Raw genomic sequence first — 20581 nt, 5'->3', positions numbered from 1 at the left:
GATCAGTTGTGGTCAATCGACGATCGGCGGGCCACGTCGGCAAGCGCAGGACCAGCCCAGAGTTCGTCGTCATCGGCGACGCGGGCGTGGACCTCGGGGGATTCGAGGGCGGCGGTAACGGCATGGGCGGCGCGCTCGTACCACTGTGCTACTTCCGGCGGATAATCGGCGTAGCTGCCGTTTTCACGCAGGATGGGGCCTTCGACGGTCGGGATGTCGGTGTGACCGTCGAACTCCTGCGTGTAGGGCTTGCCCTTGCGAGCGGCGGTCGGGGAGTCAATCGTGGCGTCGAGCTTGATCCACCGTCCATTGAGGTAGGCCTCACCCAACGAGTGCCACGGCAGAGGTCTCCCGCGGCGCCCTCCCCATAGCGCGCGGACCTCGGGAGAAAGGAACTCTTTTTCGGGTGAGTCGAGCGTCTGGAACCCGATTCGGGCCGGCACGCCCGCGGCACGCGTCAGCGCGACGAATGAACTCGCCTTGCCCATGCAAAAGGCCACCCCGTGCTCGATCACATCGCTGGCAGCCCGCTTGCCTGCCGCCAGATAGCGAAACGACCTAAGGATGTCGTAGGGCATATCCCGAACGAAGTAATAGATGCGCTCGACACGTTCTGCATCGGACTCGGCGTCGTGCGTCAACTCCGCCGCCTTGGCGCGGACGAGTGGGTGGTCGGCGTCGATGTACTCGGTCGATTCGAGGTAGATGTCGCTGTTGTCGGCCGGGCTGGATTCGGCACGCGTCATGAACGTCTTCTTGCTGTGTTGTTGAGGTGAGTAAGCGAAGTGCCCGCGAGTTAGGCGACGGTGACTCGGCTTTTCACCATCGGAATAATCGACTCGCCGATTGCGGACAGATAATCTGACCGCGCCAAATATGGAACTGTGAATAGGAAGTGATCGACACCGCATCGCTGATACTCGGCGATGCGCTCGACACATTTATCGACGGGTCCCAGGATGAGCCCGGGTTCGGGTATGGACGCAAACTCTGCTCGAATCTGCGCTTCCTGACTTGCAGATTCGGTGGGCGCGAGCAGAGCAGTCAGGGACAATTGCAGCGTCGCGGGATCACGGCCAGCGCTTTCACACGCCTGCGCGAGAAACGGTCGACGTGACTGTATTTTCTCGGGAGACCACCACCGGATGTTGAGACCCTGCGCCGACCGCGCCGCTATCCGCTGAACACGATCACCTTCGCCCCCCCACCCACAGTGGCGGGTGTGGTCTTTGCAGTGGTTTCGGATCGCAGACCGCGCCTTCGAGAGTGTAGAAGCGGCCCGAATAAGTCGGATTCGTTTGCGTCCAGACTTCTTTGAGTACCTCCAGCGACTCCGCAAGCGCCGAGACGCGGTCACCCGCCGGCGCGAACGGAATGCCGTACGCGTCGAATTCCTGTTGGAACCACCCCGCGCCGAGACCAAGATCGAGTCGGCCTTCGGAGATCACGTCCAACGTGGCGGCCATTTTGGCGAGCACCGAAGGATAACGGTAGGAGTTGCACAGCACACTTGTTCCCAGGCGTAGTGCAGTGGTGTCGCGAGCCAGCGCGGTGAGGGCCGTCCATCCCTCCAGCAGCGGAAGTGAGCGGGGTTCATCTACCGCTTCACCGTCGTTTCCGGCGCCGTGGATCCCGGCATCCTTGACGTAATCCTCGGGGCTGAGGGTGAGGAAGTGGTCACATGTCCAGATGGAGTCGAAACCGTACCGTTCGGCGGCTTGGGACACGCGCACCATGTCGCGATAATCGCCGACCGCTAGGCCGTTGATTGTGAGTGCCAAGATGAGGCCGAAGTGCGGGCCGCGATGTATTAGCGCTTGGTCATTGCCCATTCTGGGACTACCTTTCGATCATGCCAATTGTTGGTCCGGAAGTTTCCCGGGCCAACGTCATCGAGAAGCCGTAACGCTCAGGCCGGTGGTGGAACACCACAACTTCCAGGGGCTCCCCACCGACCGTGTAGGTGGTGCGCTCCAGGACGAGAACCGGCGCCCCTTCGGAAAGATCAAGTGCCTCAGCGACGTCGGGAGAAGCACCCGCGGCATGGATCTCGTGCGACGCTGTGCCGATGCGCACGCCGAGGCGCTGCTCCCACATCGTGTACGTCGTCTCAGTCGAATCGGTCGACAGCAGTGGTGTGACGGCATCGCCCAGATCGGGGGACAGATAGATCGTGACGAGAGCCAGCGGCTGATTGTTGTCGCTGTATCGCCTGCGAATGCGCAGGGCGTCGGGCCTGCGCAGAGCCCTGGCTATCCGCTCCGGTGGCGTGACGATCCCGTGCGAGAGCACATCGACCCGCGGGGTAACGCCAGAATCCAGGAGCACCTCGGTGATCGTGCGCACTCCAGAGGCCAGTTCCTGCTTGACAGGCTCGGCGACGAAGGTGCCCAACCCCTGACGCCGGACCAGCCATCCTTCGTGCTCGAGAATGCCGACCGCCGCGCGGACGGTGACTCGGCTCAGACCTGATCGGAGGATCAACTCCCGCTCGGACGGCAGCCGGCTGCCCGACCGGAGCCGTTGTTCGAGTATCTGCGCCTTCAGCCACTCTGCCAGCTGCGTACTCGCGGGCACGCTTCCCCGCAGGATGCGCAGGTCGGCTATATCAAGATCGAGCTCTTCTGCGCTTTCGGAATTCGCCATGAAACGCATTACACCCCGTAACTGAGACGGCTTCGGTTGCGGTGGCCGCCTCATACCGCGATTTTGTCCCGGCGCCGGAGCGGCGTTGACAGGAGTCATAAGACGTATTAAAACGTATTAATACGTCTTAGGTCAACCTGGCGAAAGCACCGAGAAGGATGGAGAAACTTATGCCACGGCCTGTGGTGGTCATCGCTCGGTTCACCGCTCGTCCCGACAACGTGGCCACACTGCGGTCTTTGCTTCAAGGGATGCTGGCCCCGACTCGCGAGGAGCCCGGGTGCGACCGATATGACCTGTACCAGGTTTCGCAGGGTGACGAATTCGTCCTCGTCGAGCGCTACCGTGACGAGTTGGCACTCCAACATCACCGGACGACCGACCACTACCTCAACTATCGCGCGCACCTCGATGTGCTACTCGCCAGCCCGATCTCGGTGACCGTCCTCGCGCCGATCGACGAACGGTGAAACCTCCCTTCACATCGACGGTCAGTCGGCAATCCCGCCTACGGGCAGAGAGACGGCGCCTGGCGGATTGGCGCGGTCGGACAGCCCGAGCTTGTCACCGCGTTGTCACAAAGCGTGCGCAACGGCAGGGCAGCGTCGACGGTCATGCCATTGCTGAGGTGTGAGGTGGAACCCGGATGGCGCTCCATTCGATGAATGAGTTGTTAGGTCATCGAATCGGTCGCCGTCGTCACCTCAAGGAAGCGACGCGACGAAGGCCGCCGCTATCCGGGTGTCCCGACTGTCGCGGGCAGGTCTTCCGGCTGATAGCAGTCCTTCTCCGCCCGTATCGCCTTGTAGAACTGGACGAACGTGACGATCAGGAACGGGACGTAGGAGCCGACCGGAAGCCAGAATCCGATCAGGCCGTTCCATGCGAAGGGCCCGCCGAAGAAGAAGATCGAGATCAGGCCGGTCCCGCCGATCGTTGCCATCCAGAGGTTCAGATACAGGAACCAGCGGGGGAACACCTTTGGTCCCTGCCGCTGGGTGAAGCCGGCCATCGCCAGGCAGAACAGCTGCATGCTGAACGTCGGAAAGAACATTAGGAACTCGAGCCACGTCATGTCGTTGATCAGCTGGACCAGCTCGGGCGAGCGGTCCGGCCGATAGAAGGCTCCCGCCCAGAAGATGAAGGGCAGGATGAAGGCCACGGCGTTCACGCAGCCGGCACCGAACGCGAAGATGGCCCAGAGCGGGACGCGGCGGCCTTGCTCCATCCGCGCGATCTGTAGGGCGACCATCGCCGACCACGGCACCAGCAACGCACTGCCCAGCAGCCCGACGACGATGCCGAATTTGACCCATGGCAGCGAGGGACCGTACTGCGCCATCAATTGGGCGCCCGATAGTTGAGGCGATGGCGGGGGAATGAAGCCGGACAACGGCATCAGTCCGACGAAGAACAGCACCGCGAACCCGATCCCGCAGCCCCAGAGCGCGAGTTGAAGTTTTGTGTGGGCATACTCGGACGGCGTCATTGCGTATCCTCCCTGGTTCTTCTTACTCGATGGGGCGTGGTGCACCGTGTCAGCTGACGGACACCGAGTGCAGTAGGCGATAGTGCGAGGGCGTCCGGTATGCGCTAATTGTCATATGGCGCTTTGTAAGTCGCGCAAACTCGTGCAACTGACACCCGCATCCCCATTTAATGAGATAGTATGTGTCATTAAAAGTGGCAGGTCAAGGACCGTCTGCTGGCCCCGGCTCTGCTGCGCACCGCACAACACTGGCGGCCGTTTGCACGCAAGGGTTTTGAACCGGTGCTCTCCAAATCACTGCGCTCAATACTGTAGGTCGCCAGCGGGGGCCCCGGGATGCTTGGAGATTGGCCACGCCCGTGGTTGTGCGTAGAGATGGAGAACTCATGACTGCCGACACAGACTTGCCCCTCAACGCGGTCGACATCAAAGCCGTCGGCGATCTGGTTGAGGGCGTCCGGGCCGACCCGGGCAAGGCGCACACCACCTGGGCGGCGCACGTGACGTGGACCGGTGGGTTTTCGTCGTCGCGCGTGCGCCAATTCGCTGCCGTCCCCTCGGATGAACCGGCCGTGCTCGGTGGTGGCGATAACGCGCCGAATCCGGTCGAGCAGCTCCTTGCCGCGCTGGGCAACTGCCTGGCGGTCGGCTATGCGGCGAACGCCACCGTCGCCGGTATCCGGATCAACAACTTGCAGGTCGACCTGCGAGGTGACATCGATCTGTCCGTGTTTCTGGGCCTCAAGGACGGCCACGCGGGCTTCGAATCGATAACTGCCACTATGCGAATCGACAGCGACGCCTCCGCCGCGCAGCTTGACGAGTTGCACAGGAAAGTGGTGGCCAGCTTGCCGGTGGTCACACGTTGAGCAATGCAGTGCCCCTCGACGTCGTCCTCGGCTAGTTTTAGGTGTTGTCGATTTCGGCAACGACCTTGCCTAGGACTTTTCGTCCGCCGAGCCGCGTAAGCGCCTCGGGGATGTCGTCGAACGACACCCTTTCTGCCTTGAGCGCGATGGCGCCGCTGTCGACCAATTCCTCGAGGCCCCGCAGGATCCCGTCGAGATGCTCGCGGCTGTAGCCCGACGCCAGCACCCCGACCAGCGTCGTGTTCGTCAGCACCATCGTCTGGACGTCGGGGGTCACCCACGCGCCACTGGCGAAACCGACGGCCAGATGCCGGCCATCGCGAGCCAGGGCGCCCATCGCCGCGGTGCCCTGCGCACCGCCGACCGGATCGAAGATGACGTCGAGACCGGCCCAGCCGGTCGCTTCACGTAACGCGTGCCCGAGTGGTGTTCCCTCCGAAGCGGTTTCGCCATGCGCGACGACAACGTGGTCGGCACCCAGTGACCGGCAGAATTCGGCCCGTTGCTCGTCGCTGACCACGGCGAGTACCTGCGCGCCCAGCGCCTTCCCGAGTTGGACCGCCGCGATTCCACTGCCCCCCGCGGCGCCGAGCACCGCTAGCCGTTGTCCCGCATCGAGTCCGCCGCGATCGACCAGGCCGATCCATGCCGTCATGTGGGGGATCCAGAATCCCGCCGCGGCGGAGTCGTCCATGCCGGTGGGGGCCGGCAAGACGTTGCTCGTGTGCGCAAGGGCTTGCGCGGCGAAGGATCCGTTGCCGCTGACGAAGTCACTGACGCCCAGCACGCGGGTGCCGATCGCGATGTCGACGCCCGGCCCGACTGCGGTGACGGTGCCGACCAACTCCTGGCCGGGCGTGAACGGCAGCGCGGGTGTCAGCGGGTAGGTGCCGCGACACATCAACACATCGGGTAGTCCCAGGCCTGCCGCCGCGACGTGGATTCTTACCTGCCCGGCGCCCGGCTCCGGCACCTCGCGGTCGACTTGGCGCAGGACGTCGCTCGGCTCACCGATTCCGTGGACCTGCCAAGCTTTCACGTTCTCTCCTTAGGCACGCACCAGCGGGGCAGGCAAATCACATAATAATTACACAGTGATTTAACTGTGGGAAGAGCCGGACGGTGACCGCTCAGCTTGCAGAGGCCGTTGGCGGTGGAAACGTCGAAGACGCTCCACGGATGCTGTGGGGACACGCACTTCCCATCGACCACGAAACCCGCGATCATGGCGACGCGCAGCACATTCGACAGATGGCGCAGGGGCGCTCAATCGCCGCTACGGAACCTCCGCAAAGCCCGGTACTCCGGCGTCCGCAACGGAATTGAAGCGGTAGCGAGTGTCGAGCCGGTCGTTGATTTCGTCGATCGCGCTCTGAGGCAGCGCGGTGACATCGAAGTTCTCCCTGATGCGCCCCGGGTTGACGGACGAGGTCAGCACTGCACTGCCGCGCTGAATCCCCCAGGCCAGCAACACTTGTGCGGGGCTCTTGCCGTAGCGCCGGGCCATGTCGACGATCAGCGGGTCGTCGAGCAACCGCGGCTCCAGCGCATGCCCCAGCGATGCGAAGGCCAACAGGATGATGCCGTCGGTCTTGCACAGCTCATGCAGTTCCCACTGCGGGTGGTAGGGGTGCGACTCCACTTGGACGGCGGCCGGCTTGATTCGGGCGGCGTCGACGATCCTGCGGGTGTCATCGACGCCGATGTCGGAGAGGCCGATCGCGTGGGTAAGCCCCTCGTCGACAAGCCCTTCCATCGCGCCCCACGTCTCCTCCAGCGTTACGCCCTCGTCGTAGATGACGGCACCGTGGGCGTCGCGGGGATCTTGGTCGTCGCCGGGTAGGAACGCAAAAGGCGTGTGCACCAGGTAAAGATCGACGGCGTCGAGCCCGAGCCTGTCCAGGCTGGCCTGCAACGCGGGCCAGACCCGTTCGGGCCGGTGGTTGTTGTTCCACAGCTTCGTCGTCACGAAGAGGTCCTCACGGCGAACCGTTCCCTCGGCCAACAACTCGTGGAGCGCGGCCCCGACCTCCGCTTCATTCCGATACCGTTCGGCGGCGTCGAGATGGCGGAATCCCACGTCGACCGCGGTCTTGACCGCGGCGCGGGTTTGGTTGCGATCGGACAGCGACGTGCCGAACCCGAGCGCCGGGATCTCGCGACCGTTGTTCAGCGTGAATGTGTGTTGATACAGCTTCTCGATTGTCTCCATGTTGTTCGGACTCCTTTTAGGGTTGATGCGAAAGGCTTTCGGCGCCAACGGCTTTCCTGAGCTGCTCGACCGCGTGGGCGGCGGTCCAGACGGCGCTGGCGAGGAACCGGAAGTTCACCAGCGCGGCCAGATAGCCGTCACCTTCGGGCAGGCGGGGGCCGGCGGTGGCGTCTTTGACGACGGCGACCTCGAAGCCCTGCTCGATCAGTTCGCGCAGGTGGCCTTCGACGCACAGGTTGGCGGCCATCCCGGCCAGCAGGACTTGGTTGATACCGCGTTTGCGCAACTGCAGCACGAGGTCGTTCGACTCGGGGCCGACGATCTTGTGCGGAGAGGCGATCACGGTATGTCCGTCGTGAATGTGGTGGCGGTATTCGGGCAGGAAATCGGCCCCGGAGCCGGCGAAGCCGTCCGTCGTGTACGGGCCCACGCGGTCGAACATGCCGACGGTGCTCATGAACTGTTCGAGCGGATCGCCGAAGAGCCACTGACTGTCGGTCGGGTAGAAGTGGTGCGGCGATATCGCGACGGTGATACCCGCGAGCTTCGCGGCGTCGAACAGTTCCCCGATGTGCGCGACGGTGTTGTTGTCGCGGACGCTGTCACCGAATACCGACCACGAAACCCCTTCGGGGCTAAGGAAATCGATCTGCGGATCGGTGACCACCAGCGCGGCATGCTGATGGTCGAGCTCGAATTTGGAGCCCGGCAGCGCCGGGTTTTTCGGTTCGGCATACCTGGTCTGGTCGATCATCGTGCAGCTTTCGACTTCGTCATGCCGCTGTCATAGATGACCCGTCGTCTATAAATCAAGACATCAGTGCTTATGTTCCGGGTGTCGCGAAATCAGCCCAGCAGGGCCGGCACGGTGATCGTCTCGAACCGCTGGTACGGGTCACGGCTGCGGGTGACCTTCCCCCGCAGGGTGGCGCCCTCCCACGACTCGATCAGCAGGGAGGCGAGTTCGGCGGCATCGACGTCGCCGCGGATGTCGCCGGAGCCGTCCTGGCCGGAACGTACGCACGCCGTCAGCGCCGTGTCCCAGCGCCGAAGAATGCGGACAAGTTCGGCGCGCACCGGTTCGCTGGAACCGGCCAGTTCGAGCGAGAGGTTGCCGACCAGGCACCCAAGCAGGAACTCACTCGACTCGTGTTCGTCGGCGAGCGCATGGAAGAACCGCGTGATGCGTCGCTGCGCCAGCTCATCCGCCTCGAGTATGGGCAGCAGGCGTGCTTCGATATCGGACCAATAGTGCTCGAGGATCGCCGCCGCGAAGGCCTCTTTGCTCGAAAAGTATGCGTAGAACGAACCTTTCGGCACGCCGGCCGCATCGGTGATGTCCTTGACGCCACTGGCGGCAAAGCCGCGCGCATGGATGAGCTCGAGGCCCGCCGCGAGCAGGCGCCGGCGCACATCGGGATTCGGCGGCCGGGGCATGCAATCGATATTAGCCGACCGGTCACCTATTCACGGACCGGTGGGGCTAGCAGCGTGCTCCGGGTCCGTCCACCACCAAGCCCGAGCAGCCACTGCGGCACCGGATTCGGTGGATGATCCTTCCGACCGTGTCTCCGCTAGAGGAGAACTGGTACCAGACCAGGGCATCCGCGAGGCCCTGGCACTTGCGGCATTTGTCGGTTTCACGTTTGTACATTGGCGTCCTCCATCTTGAGGAGCGAGGGGAATCGTTCAACGTTGGGCGACTTGAATTTAAATTACATCAGGGTTATTGGTGTGACCCTTTGGCGCGCCGAGAGTTTTTCAACTGTAAACGCTAGGCGACATCGTTGCAGCTCAGATGCAACATAACCGATACATAGCTTGCCGAAAGGTGTCCTTAACCTCCCGTGCTTAACGTCGAGATTGCCACGCCGACGAAGGGGGGAAAGCGATGGCGTTACGCACCGTCAAGCTCCGTCGATTGTTGGGGGCTACGGCGTTATGTGGGGGAATGGCTATTGTCGCAACAGGTATTGGCGCGGGTGTGGCGAGCGCGGACCCGTGGGGTCCGCCGCCTCCGCCCGGGCCGGCCGGATGGGGCCCACCCCCGCCGCCGCCCGGATGGGGTCCGCCGCCACCCGTGTGGGGTCCGCCCTCGCCGGGGCCGTGGGGACCGCCGCCACCACCGGCATGGGGACGGCCCCCTCCGCCTTGCATTCCGTTCGTTCCCTGCTGAGAGTTCGACCAGCGGGGAGCTGACCGCTGACGCTGTGGACGCCGCCGACGACTGCCGGTGTTCACGGCGTCGGCAGTACTACACGTCTTACGACAATTATTCTGCGGCTCACAGACATTGGAGTTCCATAGGTATCGCGTTTGTGCGTCGTGCGGGGCCCCTCTTTCCGACACGACAAATCGCGAATACGTAATACTTGACTGCGTGAGCGCGGGCGAGCGGGCAGATGGCGATGGCAAGAACTCGGCGTTCTGGGACCTGGTCACCCCGCAACGTCTCACCGAGGTGGTCGACGTTGGCGCGAATCCGATCGAGTCCGAGCCGCCGTACACGCCGATGCTCGCCGCGGGACTATGTCGGGTAACGGGATTCGAGCCGCAGGCCGAACCGCTGCACACGCTGCAGAGCCGCGAAGGCCGCCAGGAGCGCTACCTGCCGCACGCCGTGGGCGATGGCGAATCGCACATACTCAACGTGTGTCAGGGATCCGGAATGACAAGCCTGCTCGAACTGGACCCGGCGGCGCTGGAGGTGTTCGAGTACCTCAAGCTGCTGGGGCGAGTTGTCGAACGCGTACCCGTGAAAGCGCACAAGCTCGATGACATTGCCGAGATCGAACACGTCGACTTCTTGAAGATAGACATCCAAGGAGGCGAACTCGCGGTATTCCGTGGCGGCACAGCCAGACTCGCCGAGACGGTTGCAATCCAAACCGAGATCTCATTCGTGACGCTCTACAAGGATCAGCCGACGCTGGGCGACATCGACTCCGAGCTACGCAGCCAGGGATTCATTCCGCACTGCTTCCCCGAGGTCAAGCTGTGGCCGATTTCGCCGTGCGTGGATCCCCGCCAGCCCATCAACCAGCTCCTGGAGGCCGACATCGTCTACGTGCGGGACTTCACCCACCCGGACTCGATGAGCGACGAACAACTTAAGCACCTGGCCCTGATCGCGCACTATTGCTATTGGTCGTTCGACCTGGCGCGGCGTTGTCTGACGCTGCTGGAGCACCGGAAAGCGGTGCCGGCCGGAACTGACCAACGCTATCGAAAACTGCTGATGGCCAACTGATTCCGGTCAAGCCGAATGTGGACTGACGTTGATGCCCGCGGCGGCGCCGTCCTTGGGGTTGGTGAAGATCTCGGGCCCCTCGCCGAGAAAGTCGGGCCGGCCGGCGGGCTAGGACCAGGGCCCGGGGTAGTGGCCTTCCTGGTCTTGCACCATGACGATTTCCTTGCACTCGCCGCCCGCGGTGGTCTCGCCGCGGCAGACCAGCGTCCAGCCCGACAGCCGCTCGAAGGGCCGGATGGACCAGTTCGTCGCGACCGGATCGGGAGCGGGCAGGGCCAGCACCGAGTACGTGCCGCCGATGTTCGTGATGTAGAGGTGGCCGCCGAAGAACGCCATTTTGGCGATCGGCATTTTCTTGGCGTCCTCTCGGTTCTTCAGCAGGTCCCAGTGCTGGGTGCGCAGGTTCCACACCCCGAAGCCGAACTGCGAATCGGTCGAGTCCCGGCCGTCGACGAACAGGCTTCCGTCCGACAGCGTCGCGGCCAACCCGCCGCCGGAGATCCGGTCGGTGTCGCCGACCTTGATGATGGATTTGGAGTTCAGGTCGAAGAACATGGTCGACACGACGGTCGGGGAGTCACGTCGGGTGATTTTCACCAATTTGTCTGGCCCGTCTGATAATTCGGCATCGACGGTGGCCACGTCGTTGTCCTGGTAGATTGCTTCCCCCGACGGGCGACGCAGCTCGGCGCCAGAGGTCTTGCCGGGCTGCGTGTTTCGCTGAAACGACAAGACATCCGGCCAGACTCGAGCGGGCTCAGGGTCGTTCCAGGTCATGGACAGGTAGGTGCCGGATAGGAGCACGGTTCGCGGCGGCGACGCGGGCGCGTGCCCGTCGGTGAAGGCGTTGAGCCATGCGATACCGGATGTCGTTGCGCCAAGCCGCCATTGCTTCGGTTCGGTCAACCTCAAGTCAGGCGTCGGTGGTTGTAGTTCTTTCGTCGCCGCCGGTTTCCCGGTCTTGAAGTCGAAGGTGTAAGCGGTGGTCTTGGCGACTTCGGGTGCCGGCGGCTGCGCCGGTTTGAGGGTCGTCACCACATACACGACTTTCATGTCGTCCGCCGTGCCGGACAACGCGCACATCGCCCCGGTGACGTTCTCGCCGGCGGGAATCGCCGGGAGTGACGGCGCCACGTACTGTCCTGTTTTCGTATCGAATATTTTTGGGCGAATATCGTCGAGCGCGGATTTGCTGACGGCGAATTCCTCGGGGCAACCGAAATATGCGGTTCCGGCGTAGCTTTTCCAGTCTTTTTCCAGCGGGCCGGTGACGGGCGGCGGCGGTGGGGCAGAACTGGAGGTCGTCGTCGACTCGGAAGTCGAGCTTGTCGGCGTTGCCGCGGGGGGCGACGCGGTCTCCGAACACGACGCGATGGCCAGGCCGGCGGCGAACCCGATCAGCGCAAGCCGGAATCTGGGCATGCTTCGCCCCTGGAACGCACGCATCAGTAACCCCCGTTAACTTCGTGTAACCAAGGAGCGTAAAGCGGGTTCGCTGGGCGCGCGACTCGTGGGGTCTTTCTCACAATTACGCGATCACGAAAGCGGTTTGGCCGCTGGAAATGTCCACTCGCCATCGAGGACCTTTTGGCGCGGGCGGTAGAGCCGGACCAGTTGTACACGCTCACCGACCAGAAACCGTCGACCGGCACCTCCCCGAGGGTGAGCCGGTATTTAGCGGCACCGTCAATTTTTGCGGGATGGTAGGCGAAATAGATGGCGTCCTTTTCCGGGTTGCCGCCCCACGCCACCGCTGAGCCGATCAGATGTCGCACCGGGTCGCTGTCATCCTTCGCGCCGAACATGGCCTTGGAGTTGGGCACGGTGGTCCCCAGCTGACCGAGCGCGTCCCGGACGGCCTTCTGGCTGACAGGGTCCCACTGGGGATATCAAAACTCCCGGTGTCGAGCTGACGCACCACAACGGCATCTTGCAGTGCGTGGACCGTAGCGAGGTCGCTATCGTCGTCGGGATCGACCAGGATGCGAAGGGCCGCCAGGACATACCGGGTGCCGATGCCGTCGCGGTCGAGAGTGTGCTCGCCCTGCCCGTAGAACACCGCGGGCACGTAATGGTCCTCGGTGATCACCTGCATCGACATGAATCGGTCGTCGGCGTCGGGCAGCGATATCGTGACCGGTCCGGCATCCAGGTCGAAGGCGCCGGTGGAATAGAGCGTGTCGCGGTTAGACCGCACCACCAGTTGCTTGTCCAGCGGCATCGACTCGCGGATGTGGATCAACGTGCCGAACCCGCCGTCGGCGACCGCCTTGCCGAAATAGAGATCCGTTTCGGCGCGGGCGAAGTTGTCCGGTGACACCACAGCACCGTCGGATGTCTTGCGCTCTTTCACCATTCGGACCCTACGCGGGCGTCCGGTGAATGACTATGGTGCGACTTCGAATTCGATGGGTAATGTCGTCGGCCCGCTGAGGGTCACCATCGGTTTCCAGGGCGCCGGACCGGCGGTCCGCGGATTCACCAAACGCTGGGTGAGCACGATGAGCGCCTCGGCGATTTCGCGCCTGGCCAGGTTGGCGCCCAGGCAGTAATGGACCCCGCCGCCGAAGGTCAAAATCGCCGGGGCGCCCTCGCGGGTGATGTCGACGCGGTCGGGATCGTCATAAACGGCCGGATCGCGGTTGGCCGCAAGGGTATTCACCAACACCGCCGTGCCGGCGGGAAAGACGTACCCATCGATCTCGGCGTCTTCGGTCACCATGCGAAGAGTTCCGCACACGATCGGCGAGTGCCTCATCGTCTCGTCGACGGCGCGCATCGCCAGTTCGGGTTGCTCCGTGAGCAACTGCCACTGATCCGGGTGTTCGCAGAGTACCTGTACCGCGGCGGCCACCTGGTTGCGGGTGGTGTCCGTGCCCGCCAGCAGCAGCCCCCCGGCAAGCATGCGCAGCTCGCCGGCGTTGAGGCGGTCGCCGTCGTCCTCGGCGCGGATCAGGTCGGAAAGCAGATCGTCGGTGAGGCTGCGTCGGCGCCGGGCCACCATGTCGTCGACGTAGTCGTCGAGCTCATCCCAGGCGCGCATGACTTGGGGCTCGATGTCGGCAACGTCGACCGTGAAGCTGAATGCCTTGAATACCTCGTCGGCCCACAACGAGAATTGCTGCCAGTCCTCGCGGGGCGCACCGAGGAGCGCACAAATGATCGGGACCGGGTACGGCCGCGCGATATCGGCGACGACGTCGCACCGGCCCGCGTCGGCCACCCGATCGACCAGCTCGTTCATCAGGTCGACCATGGTGTCGTGCAGGCGCAGGGTCGCGCGCGGTGTGAATGCTTTGGACGTCAGACTGCGGAGCCGATGGTGCGCCTCACCCTCCAGGCACAGCAGGCTGTTGACCACCTTGTCCCACAACGGGCCTGAGGTGATCCCCTGGACAATCAGGTTCAAGCCGGGCGGTATCTGGAAACGACTATCGCGCAATATCGATCGCACCAGGTGGTACGAGAGCACTTCGGGCCCGAACGGCCCCAACGCGATGGGGGCCTGCTGCTGGGGGGCTCGAAGACGCGGATAGACCTCTGCCGGTGTTTCCAGAGCGTCGTACGTGACGGTCGGAAGATTGGCATCGAAAACGCTTGTGGGAGCCGCACGTACGGTCATGACGGTCTCCTTAGCGCGGATGCGCCGGGGCGGGGAGCTCGCGGACAATTTGCAAACAATGTATGGCCACGGCGTACGAGTGTCAACGAGGCACGTAGCCGAGAAGCGAAATCAGGGGTTTTGGGGCGGATGCCTCATGCGCCGATCCCGCGCCGGGCGGACCATTGCTTCATGGTTGCCAGCAATTTCGAGCCCAGGACCGCCGCGATAGCGCCAAACCAGCCGTGGCACAAGCTGTTAACGGAAGGTCACGCCCCACTGGTACGGGCGCGGCGGGTGTTCCGCTACCTGCCTTCGGCGCCCCGGTGCAAGGTGTGCAACAACCCATTTGGGGGCGCGGGCGGACGTCTTTTCGCCGTGGCCGGCTTCAGCCCGTCGCGTAAGAACCCGAATCTGTGCAGTCGCTGTTGTGACGCGCTGCCCCCGGGTGGCGCCGAGGTGGATGTCGCGGTGCTGTTCGCCGACATCCGTGGTTCCACGGCGCTGTGCCAGCGCGGCATCGCGGCGGACTTCGCCGCACTGCTCAACCGGTTCTATGCCGCCGCGACGCAGACGCTGCTGCGGCACGATGCGGTGATCGACAAATTGATCGGCGACGAGGTCATGGCGTTCTTTGTGCGCGGGATCAGCGGACCGGACTACCGGCGTCGCGCGGTTGTGGCGGGCATAGAGCTGCTCGAAGCCGTCGGCTATAGCGGCGGCGAGAGGCCTTGGCTTCAGCTGGGTGTCGCGGTCAACGCGGGCGTCGCGTACGTCGGCAACATCGGCGCGGCGGTCGTCGATTTCACCGCGCTCGGCGACCCGGTCAACCTCTCCGCCCGGATGCAACAACACGCCGCCGGCGGGGAACTGCTCGTCGCATCCGGAGTGGCCGACGACATGATGGAGATGTCGCCGCGACGGCGGTTGAACCTGCGCGGGTACGACCGGCCGATCGAGGCGTACGCGCTCAAGGTGTGACTTCGAGTGAGCGAGGAATGTGTCCCCGGAGATCGCGAACCATGAGGAGATGTCAGCGCTCAGACGCGCCTGGACATACACATTGAGCTAGATGTCGGCTATTTGCCGTGCGGGTCGTTGGCATTGAGTGCGGCGATCACTTTGTCTTGGTCGCCGCGGGCTTCGCCGTAGCGCAGGAACTTGACCCGCTCGACCTGAATCTCCTTGCGGTCGGGTTCGTTTTCCAGCAGCTGGATGACCTCGTCGAGAAACTCGTCGAGCGGCATCGCGGCGGCGTTGTGGCTCTGTCCGGGCATCAATTCGGTTTGCACCGACGGCGGCACGAGTTCTTTGACCTCGACCGAGGTATCGGACAGCTGCAGCCGTACTGACTCGCCGAGCATGTGAATGGCGGCCTTGGAGGCGTTGTAACTGGGGGTGACCCGCAGCGGTGCGAAGGCCAGGCCCGACGAGACCGTGATGATGGTTGCGGCCGGCTGGTTTTGCAGATGCTCGACGAACGCCGCGATCAGGCGAATGGGGCCGAGCACGTTGGTGGTGATCGTCGCTTCGGCGGTCGCGAGGAACGTGTCGGGGTGATGCCAGTCCTCGACCTTCATGATGCCCGCCATCGCGATGACGACGTTGAGGTCGGGATGCCGTGCCAGCACTTCCGCGGCGGCCGAGCGGATACTCGCCGAGTCGGCGGTATCGATCCGCACCGTGTCGATACCGGCATGTTCGGCGGCGATCTGCTCGAGCAACTCGGTCCGGCGGCCCCCGACGATGACTGTGTTGCCCTTGGCCTGCAACCGTAGTGCCAGTGCCAGACCGATCCCGCTGGTGGAGCCCGGAATGAAAATGGTGTTGCCGGAGATTTTCATGGGCCGCGCCTTTCCTTGACTAGCGACAGGGCTAGCTCGAGGGATAGCTAGAGCTTGCCAAGTCGGCGGACCCGGCGCGAGCCCTTGTTCAGCTTGTCGAGCGGGACACCTGCGGGCTGTCCTGCGCGCCGAGGTTGGTCGCCGCGTCGATGATGGCGCGTTCGATCTGGCGAAGCGCGTGCACCGCGGTGAGAAACCGCCGGGTGTCCGGGTGCGGCCCGTGGTCGCCGTCTTGATGGCGGGCCAGCGCCTCGGCGGCGTCGAGCGCATCGGTCTTGGAGTTGACGCTCACCCCGGTCGCCCCATCGACGAGAGCGGCCAGCGCGTCGATGTTGGTCCGGGTCTGCTTGGCGGCGGCGGTGAAGGCATCCGCGAGCTGCGGTGATCCGAAATGGTCGTGGTAGCGCTCGCTGCTGCGCGCCAGGCTGCGCCCGTACCGGTCGCAGGCGGTGAAGATGCGCAGGCCGCGCCGAATGCTGCGGCGCCCGGCCAGGCCGGCCACCCCGGCCAGCAGCGGCTTGGCCGTGATCCGGAATTGCTGCAGGTCTCGATCGAGCTCGCGAGCCTGCTCGGTCGGGCTGACGGTTTCGTCCTTGCCGAACATCGTCGCCGTCGAGATCTCGATCAGCGCGCCCAACGCCTTCAGGAAGGCAAGCGTGTCGCGGCGGATGGCGGTCCTGGTGTTCGTCGGCAACACCAGGATCGCGACGGTCACTCCGATCACGGCGCCGATCGCGGTCTCTTCGATCCGCAACAGGAATACGCCGAACGAGAATTGGCCCATCAGGCCGTACAGGAGCGCCAGCATCGTGGTGATCCAGAAGGTCATCAGGCTGTGGGTGATCGTCATGAAATAGAAGGCGCAGAACAGGCAGACGAAGATCGCGACCAGTGAGGTGGTCTTGTCGCCGGCGACCAACGTGGCCGCCACAATGCCGCAGGGCACGCCCAGAACGGTGCCGAACAGGCGCTGCTAGCCTTTGGTCAGGGTTTCACCCCAGGAGTTGGTCCCGGCGAAGATGACGAACGTCGCGATCACCGCCCAGAACCAGCGGGCCGGTGACACCAGCTCGCCGGTGATGATGGCCAACGACGCGGCGATCGTCACCTGAATGGCCTGCCGGGTGGTCTGCGACAGCCCGTCGTCGCCTTTCTCGGCGGCGTCTTCATCCTGCGGGTCGTCCACGGGGTCGGGCGGCTCGGTGGCGCCGGGGCCCGCCATCGCGCCGGTGGTGGCGTGCTCGACGATCGCGCGGACTTCGGCGGTTGCGTTGGCGGCGTTGATGATTGCCAGCGCAAGGCGGCGCACCGCGGCTTGACCGGAGTCGTCGGCGGCGCTGGGCCCCGGCTGCTCGTCCAGAACCCGCTGCGCGTGATCCGCGGCCAGTTGCAGACCGCCCGGCGCCGGAATCCGGATCGCGCGCGAGTTCGGCTAGCGCCCCAACTAATTCGAGGCGCGTGTCGACCGGGATGGCGGTGGGATTTTCCGCGACCAGTGCGGTCACCGTCCGCCCGGCGTTGGCGACCCATTCGATGGCGAGCTCGGCGTCGAACAACCACGGAGCCAGTTGCTGACTGGTCACTCCCGGCCACAGCACGGCGGGATCGGCATTGTCCTCGATCTGGCTCTGCACCATCAGGGCGGTCTCGTTGAGCCGAGTGGTGCGGGCCCGCATATGGCGTCGTTGCCGTTCGTCGAGCTGACCGCTGCGAACCGTCTCCGCCGTGGTGTCGACCAGGATGGCCATACGGGCGCGCAGCGCCCGAATCGTGGCCCGCAGCACGCGTTCTGGGCGATCGGGCATGACGTAGGTGCTCATCACGTAGGTGCACACGGTTCCCACCACGACGGCGCCGATCATCCACGGCAACTCCGAAATGCTCGCTCGCAGATACAAAGTGAAGAAGTAAGCCATGAACGCGACCATGCCGAGCGCCCGGCCCCGGGGTCCGAAGCGGCGGACGTAGACCGCGGCGAACACCACCACCACGAAGGCGGCGTCGGCGGCCACCGGGTGGGGCGCGAGCAACGCGGCGGCGGTGATGGACAGCGCGGCGGGCACGGGCAGCAGCGCCATCGTGATGCGCTGCTGGCGCGGGTCGGGTTCGTTGACGGATCGGGCGGCGATCATCGTGATCACGACGCCCAGCAACGCGACGGCAAGCGGCTGTCCCGTCGCCCGGGTCAGCACGAAAAGCATCGCCAGCGAGCAGGCCAGCGCGGCCGTCGTCCGAGTGGCCATCCGCAGCCGCAACAATCCGGGATCGGAGCCGATCCACCAATTTCGCGCGCGCTCGTAGAACACCGTCGTGGATTCGCGCAGACCGCCGGTGGTGTCGAGATTCCGTGTGTCGCCAAGGCCGCGCTCGTGCACCTCGCGCCCACTCGACACCCGTTACCGCCTCTCTTTCTGCTCACCCTATGGGCGGCGTCACTGCCTGACTGCTGCCGACCAGGCTAGTCTTCGAACTCGTGACAGCGCCGACGCGGGCGAAACTGGCCGACGGCCGTGACCTGTTGTTCTTCGCCTTGCCCGGGCACTCTCCGGAGCCGGTCGCCGATCGCAGACCCTTGCCGGAGCGCAACCCGGACCAGTCGCAATTGCGGTTCGACCGGTCGACCGGACAGTGGGTGATCATCGCCGCGCTGCGCCAAGACCGCACCTACAAGCCGCCCGCCGACCAGTGCCCGCTATGCCCGGGCCCTACCGGATCGACCAGCGAGGTGCCCGCGCCGGACTACGACGTGGTCGTTTTCGAAAACCGGTTCCCGAGCCTGTCGGGCGCCGGACAGCCGATGGGTGCGCCCACCGGCGACGGCTTCGTCGCGGCGCCCGGGCACGGCCGCACCGAAGTGATCTGTTTCTCCAGCGACCACACCGGTTCGTTCTCGGCGTTGCCGCCGGCGCACGCACGGCTGGTGGTCGATGCCTGGCGGCACCGCACCGCCGACCTGCTGGCCACCGCGGGCATCGAGCAGGTCTTCTGCTTCGAGAATCGTGGTGAGGAAATCGGGGTCACGCTGAGCCATCCGCATGGCCAGATCTACGGCTACCCGTATCTGACGCCACGCACCGCCACCATGCTGGAGCAGGCTCGTGAACATCGAAAGCACCACGGTAACAACCTCTTTGCCAGCCTGCTGGCGCACGAGGTTGCCGACGGTAGCCGCATCGTCGCGCGCAGCGAGCTGTTCACGGCGTTCGTGCCGTTCGCGGCCCGTTGGCCGGTCGAGGTGCACATCTACCCGAACAGGTTCGTGCGCAACCTTGTCGAATTGACCGACGACGAGCTGGACGCGTTCGCCCGGCTTTACCTCGACGTGCTGGGCCGCTTCGACCGGATGTATTCGGCTCCGCTGCCCTACATTTCGGCACTGCATCAGTACGCCGACACCGAGGCCCAGGCCGACGGCTATTTCCACGTCGAGTTGATGTCGATCCGGCGCAGTGCCACCAAGCTCAAGTACTTGGCGGCCTCCGAGTCGGCGATGGGCGCATTCATCGGCGACGTCATGCCCGAAAGCGTGGCCCAGCGATTGCGTGAACTCGCATGACGGTCCGCCATGCGGCGCCGGGCCGGATCAACCTGATCGGCGAGCATACCGACTACAACCTCGGATTCGCGCTGCCGATCGCGCTCCCAGAACGCACCGTCGTGGCCTTTACTCCCGACCGCGGCGACGCCATCACCGTGCGCAGCGATCGGGCGGACGACGCGGTTCGCATTCCGCTGGGCACCGTTCCCGGGGACCTGGACGGCTGGGCGAGTTACGTCGCCGGAGTGGTGTGGGCGCTGCGCCAGGCCGGTCACCCGGTGCCGGGTGGGGCGATGTCCATCGCCAGCGACGTGCAGATGGGGTCGGGCTTGTCGTCGTCGGCGGCGCTGGAATGCGCGGTGCTGGGCGCGCTGACAACGGTCGCCGGTGTCCGCATCGACAGAAAGGACCAGGCGCGGCTGGCCCAGCGCGCCGAGAACGAATACGTCGGTGCCCCAACAGGTTTGCTTGACCAACTGTCCGCAATGTTCGGCGAGCCGTCGACCGCGCTGCTGATCGACTTCCGTGATGTCACCGTCGAGCCGGTGGCTTTCGACCCCGACGCGTGCGGCATCGCGCTGCTGCTGATCGACTCCCGCGCGCGGCATCGGCATGCCGGCGGCGAATACGCGGCCCGGCGGGCGTCGTGCGAACGGGTGGCCGCCGCGCTCGCGGTGTCGTCACTGCGTGAAGTTCAAGACCGCGGACTCTCGGTGTTGGCGCGGGTTAGCGATCCGGTCGACGTCCGGCGGGCCCGTCATGTGCTGACCGAGAATCAGCGTGTCCTCGATTTCGTTGCTGCGCTGCGTGATTCGGACTTCACCGTGGCCGGCCAGATCATGACCGCCTCGCACGCGTCGATGCGGGACGACTTCGAAATCACCACCGAGCACATCGATCTGATCGCCGACACCGCGGTCGGTGCTGGTGCCCTGGGCGCCCGGATGACCGGCGGCGGCTTCGGGGGTTGTGTGATCGCCTTGGTGCCGGCCGACCACGCAGAGGCGGTGAGCGAGGCGGTGCGAAGCGCGGTGTCCGACGCTGGGTTCGAGCTGCCGACGATCACCCGAACCCGTGCGGCTGCCGGCGCGGAGCCCGCGTAGCCGAACGCCCGCGAGTGTTGCGTCTGGGC

At 64.7% G+C, this 20581-nt stretch carries 16 protein-coding genes and 3 pseudogenes; 6 read left to right on the top strand and 13 right to left on the bottom strand.

Annotation, left to right across the window (positions count from 1 at the left end; genetic code table 11):
* Positions 1-2 precede the first annotated feature (2 nt).
* The 3 genes and pseudogenes from G6N54_RS14550 to G6N54_RS14540 form a co-directional block, all read right to left on the bottom strand.
* Complete coding sequence (locus tag G6N54_RS14550) at positions 3-746, bottom strand: transglutaminase-like domain-containing protein (RefSeq protein ID WP_163790736.1); 744 nt, start codon at positions 744-746, stop codon at positions 3-5.
* 50 nt (positions 747-796) lie between these two features.
* Positions 797-1832: pseudogene (locus G6N54_RS14545) on the bottom strand (TIGR03619 family F420-dependent LLM class oxidoreductase).
* Positions 1833-1839: 7 nt separating this feature from the next.
* Positions 1840-2646 carry an Rv0792c family HTH-type transcriptional regulator gene (locus G6N54_RS14540; protein WP_163790735.1) on the bottom strand — a complete coding sequence of 269 codons (807 nt, stop codon included), beginning with the start codon at positions 2644-2646 and terminating at the stop codon, positions 1840-1842.
* Positions 2647-2816: 170 nt separating this feature from the next.
* Here G6N54_RS14540 and G6N54_RS14535 point away from each other — a divergent pair, with 170 nt between their 5' ends.
* Positions 2817-3116: a putative quinol monooxygenase gene (locus G6N54_RS14535; protein WP_163790734.1), complete on the top strand. Its 300-nt coding sequence runs from the start codon at positions 2817-2819 to the stop codon at positions 3114-3116.
* Between the two features lie 263 nt (positions 3117-3379).
* Here G6N54_RS14535 and G6N54_RS14530 read toward each other — a convergent pair whose 3' ends face one another.
* Positions 3380-4135 (bottom strand): hypothetical protein, encoded by a 756-nt coding sequence (locus G6N54_RS14530; protein WP_163790733.1) that lies wholly within the window; start codon positions 4133-4135, stop codon positions 3380-3382.
* A gap of 386 nt (positions 4136-4521) precedes the next feature.
* Here G6N54_RS14530 and G6N54_RS14525 point away from each other — a divergent pair, with 386 nt between their 5' ends.
* Positions 4522-5004, top strand: a complete 483-nt coding sequence (locus G6N54_RS14525) for an OsmC family protein (RefSeq protein WP_308207231.1) — start codon at positions 4522-4524, stop codon at positions 5002-5004.
* Positions 5005-5041: 37 nt separating this feature from the next.
* Here the strand turns inward: G6N54_RS14525 and G6N54_RS14520 are convergent, their stop codons facing one another.
* The 4 genes from G6N54_RS14520 to G6N54_RS14505 form a co-directional block, all read right to left on the bottom strand.
* Positions 5042-6043: an NADPH:quinone oxidoreductase family protein gene (locus tag G6N54_RS14520; RefSeq protein ID WP_163790732.1), complete on the bottom strand. Its 1002-nt coding sequence runs from the start codon at positions 6041-6043 to the stop codon at positions 5042-5044.
* A gap of 237 nt (positions 6044-6280) precedes the next feature.
* On the bottom strand, positions 6281-7216 hold the full coding sequence (locus G6N54_RS14515) for an aldo/keto reductase (protein ID WP_163790731.1): 936 nt from the start codon (positions 7214-7216) through the stop codon (positions 6281-6283).
* A gap of 16 nt (positions 7217-7232) precedes the next feature.
* On the bottom strand, positions 7233-7970 hold the full coding sequence (locus G6N54_RS14510; protein ID WP_163790730.1) for a cysteine hydrolase: 738 nt from the start codon (positions 7968-7970) through the stop codon (positions 7233-7235).
* Positions 7971-8062: 92 nt separating this feature from the next.
* Positions 8063-8653: a TetR/AcrR family transcriptional regulator gene (locus G6N54_RS14505; protein WP_163790729.1), complete on the bottom strand. Its 591-nt coding sequence runs from the start codon at positions 8651-8653 to the stop codon at positions 8063-8065.
* Positions 8654-9596: 943 nt separating this feature from the next.
* Here G6N54_RS14505 and G6N54_RS14500 point away from each other — a divergent pair.
* Positions 9597-10466, top strand: coding sequence for an FkbM family methyltransferase (locus G6N54_RS14500; protein ID WP_163790728.1), 870 nt, complete (start codon positions 9597-9599; stop codon positions 10464-10466).
* Positions 10467-10574: 108 nt separating this feature from the next.
* Here the strand turns inward: G6N54_RS14500 and G6N54_RS14495 are convergent, their stop codons facing one another.
* The 3 genes and pseudogenes from G6N54_RS14495 to G6N54_RS14485 form a co-directional block, all read right to left on the bottom strand.
* Positions 10575-11888 carry a hypothetical protein gene (locus G6N54_RS14495; protein ID WP_163790727.1) on the bottom strand — a complete coding sequence of 438 codons (1314 nt, stop codon included), beginning with the start codon at positions 11886-11888 and terminating at the stop codon, positions 10575-10577.
* Positions 11889-12070: 182 nt separating this feature from the next.
* Positions 12071-12786: pseudogene (locus tag G6N54_RS14490) on the bottom strand (DUF1254 domain-containing protein); the annotation flags it as partial.
* Positions 12787-12852: 66 nt separating this feature from the next.
* Positions 12853-14088 (bottom strand): cytochrome P450, encoded by a 1236-nt coding sequence (locus tag G6N54_RS14485; RefSeq protein ID WP_163790726.1) that lies wholly within the window; start codon positions 14086-14088, stop codon positions 12853-12855.
* Positions 14089-14259: 171 nt separating this feature from the next.
* On the opposite strand from G6N54_RS14485, the gene G6N54_RS14480 reads away from it, so the two are divergent.
* Positions 14260-15048: an adenylate/guanylate cyclase domain-containing protein gene (locus G6N54_RS14480; RefSeq protein WP_163790725.1), complete on the top strand. Its 789-nt coding sequence runs from the start codon at positions 14260-14262 to the stop codon at positions 15046-15048.
* Between the two features lie 98 nt (positions 15049-15146).
* Here G6N54_RS14480 and G6N54_RS14475 read toward each other — a convergent pair whose 3' ends face one another.
* On the bottom strand, positions 15147-15911 hold the full coding sequence (locus G6N54_RS14475) for an SDR family oxidoreductase (protein WP_163790724.1): 765 nt from the start codon (positions 15909-15911) through the stop codon (positions 15147-15149).
* A gap of 88 nt (positions 15912-15999) precedes the next feature.
* Positions 16000-18154: pseudogene (locus G6N54_RS14470) on the bottom strand (FUSC family protein).
* A 230-nt stretch (positions 18155-18384) separates the two neighbouring features.
* Between G6N54_RS14470 and galT the strand changes: the two are divergent.
* Positions 18385-19467 (top strand): galactose-1-phosphate uridylyltransferase, encoded by a 1083-nt coding sequence (galT, locus tag G6N54_RS14465; RefSeq protein ID WP_372513212.1) that lies wholly within the window; start codon positions 18385-18387, stop codon positions 19465-19467.
* A complete protein-coding gene (locus G6N54_RS14460) occupies positions 19464-20552 on the top strand; it encodes a galactokinase (protein WP_163790723.1) in 1089 nt (362 codons plus the stop codon). The genes galT and G6N54_RS14460 overlap by 4 nt, the downstream gene beginning before the upstream one ends.
* Positions 20553-20581: the final 29 nt, after the last annotated feature.

Origin of the sequence: Mycobacterium stomatepiae, from assembly GCF_010731715.1 — a bacterium.
Lineage (GTDB): Bacteria > Actinomycetota > Actinomycetes > Mycobacteriales > Mycobacteriaceae > Mycobacterium > Mycobacterium stomatepiae.
This window is presented reverse-complemented; position numbering and strand designations above follow the sequence as displayed.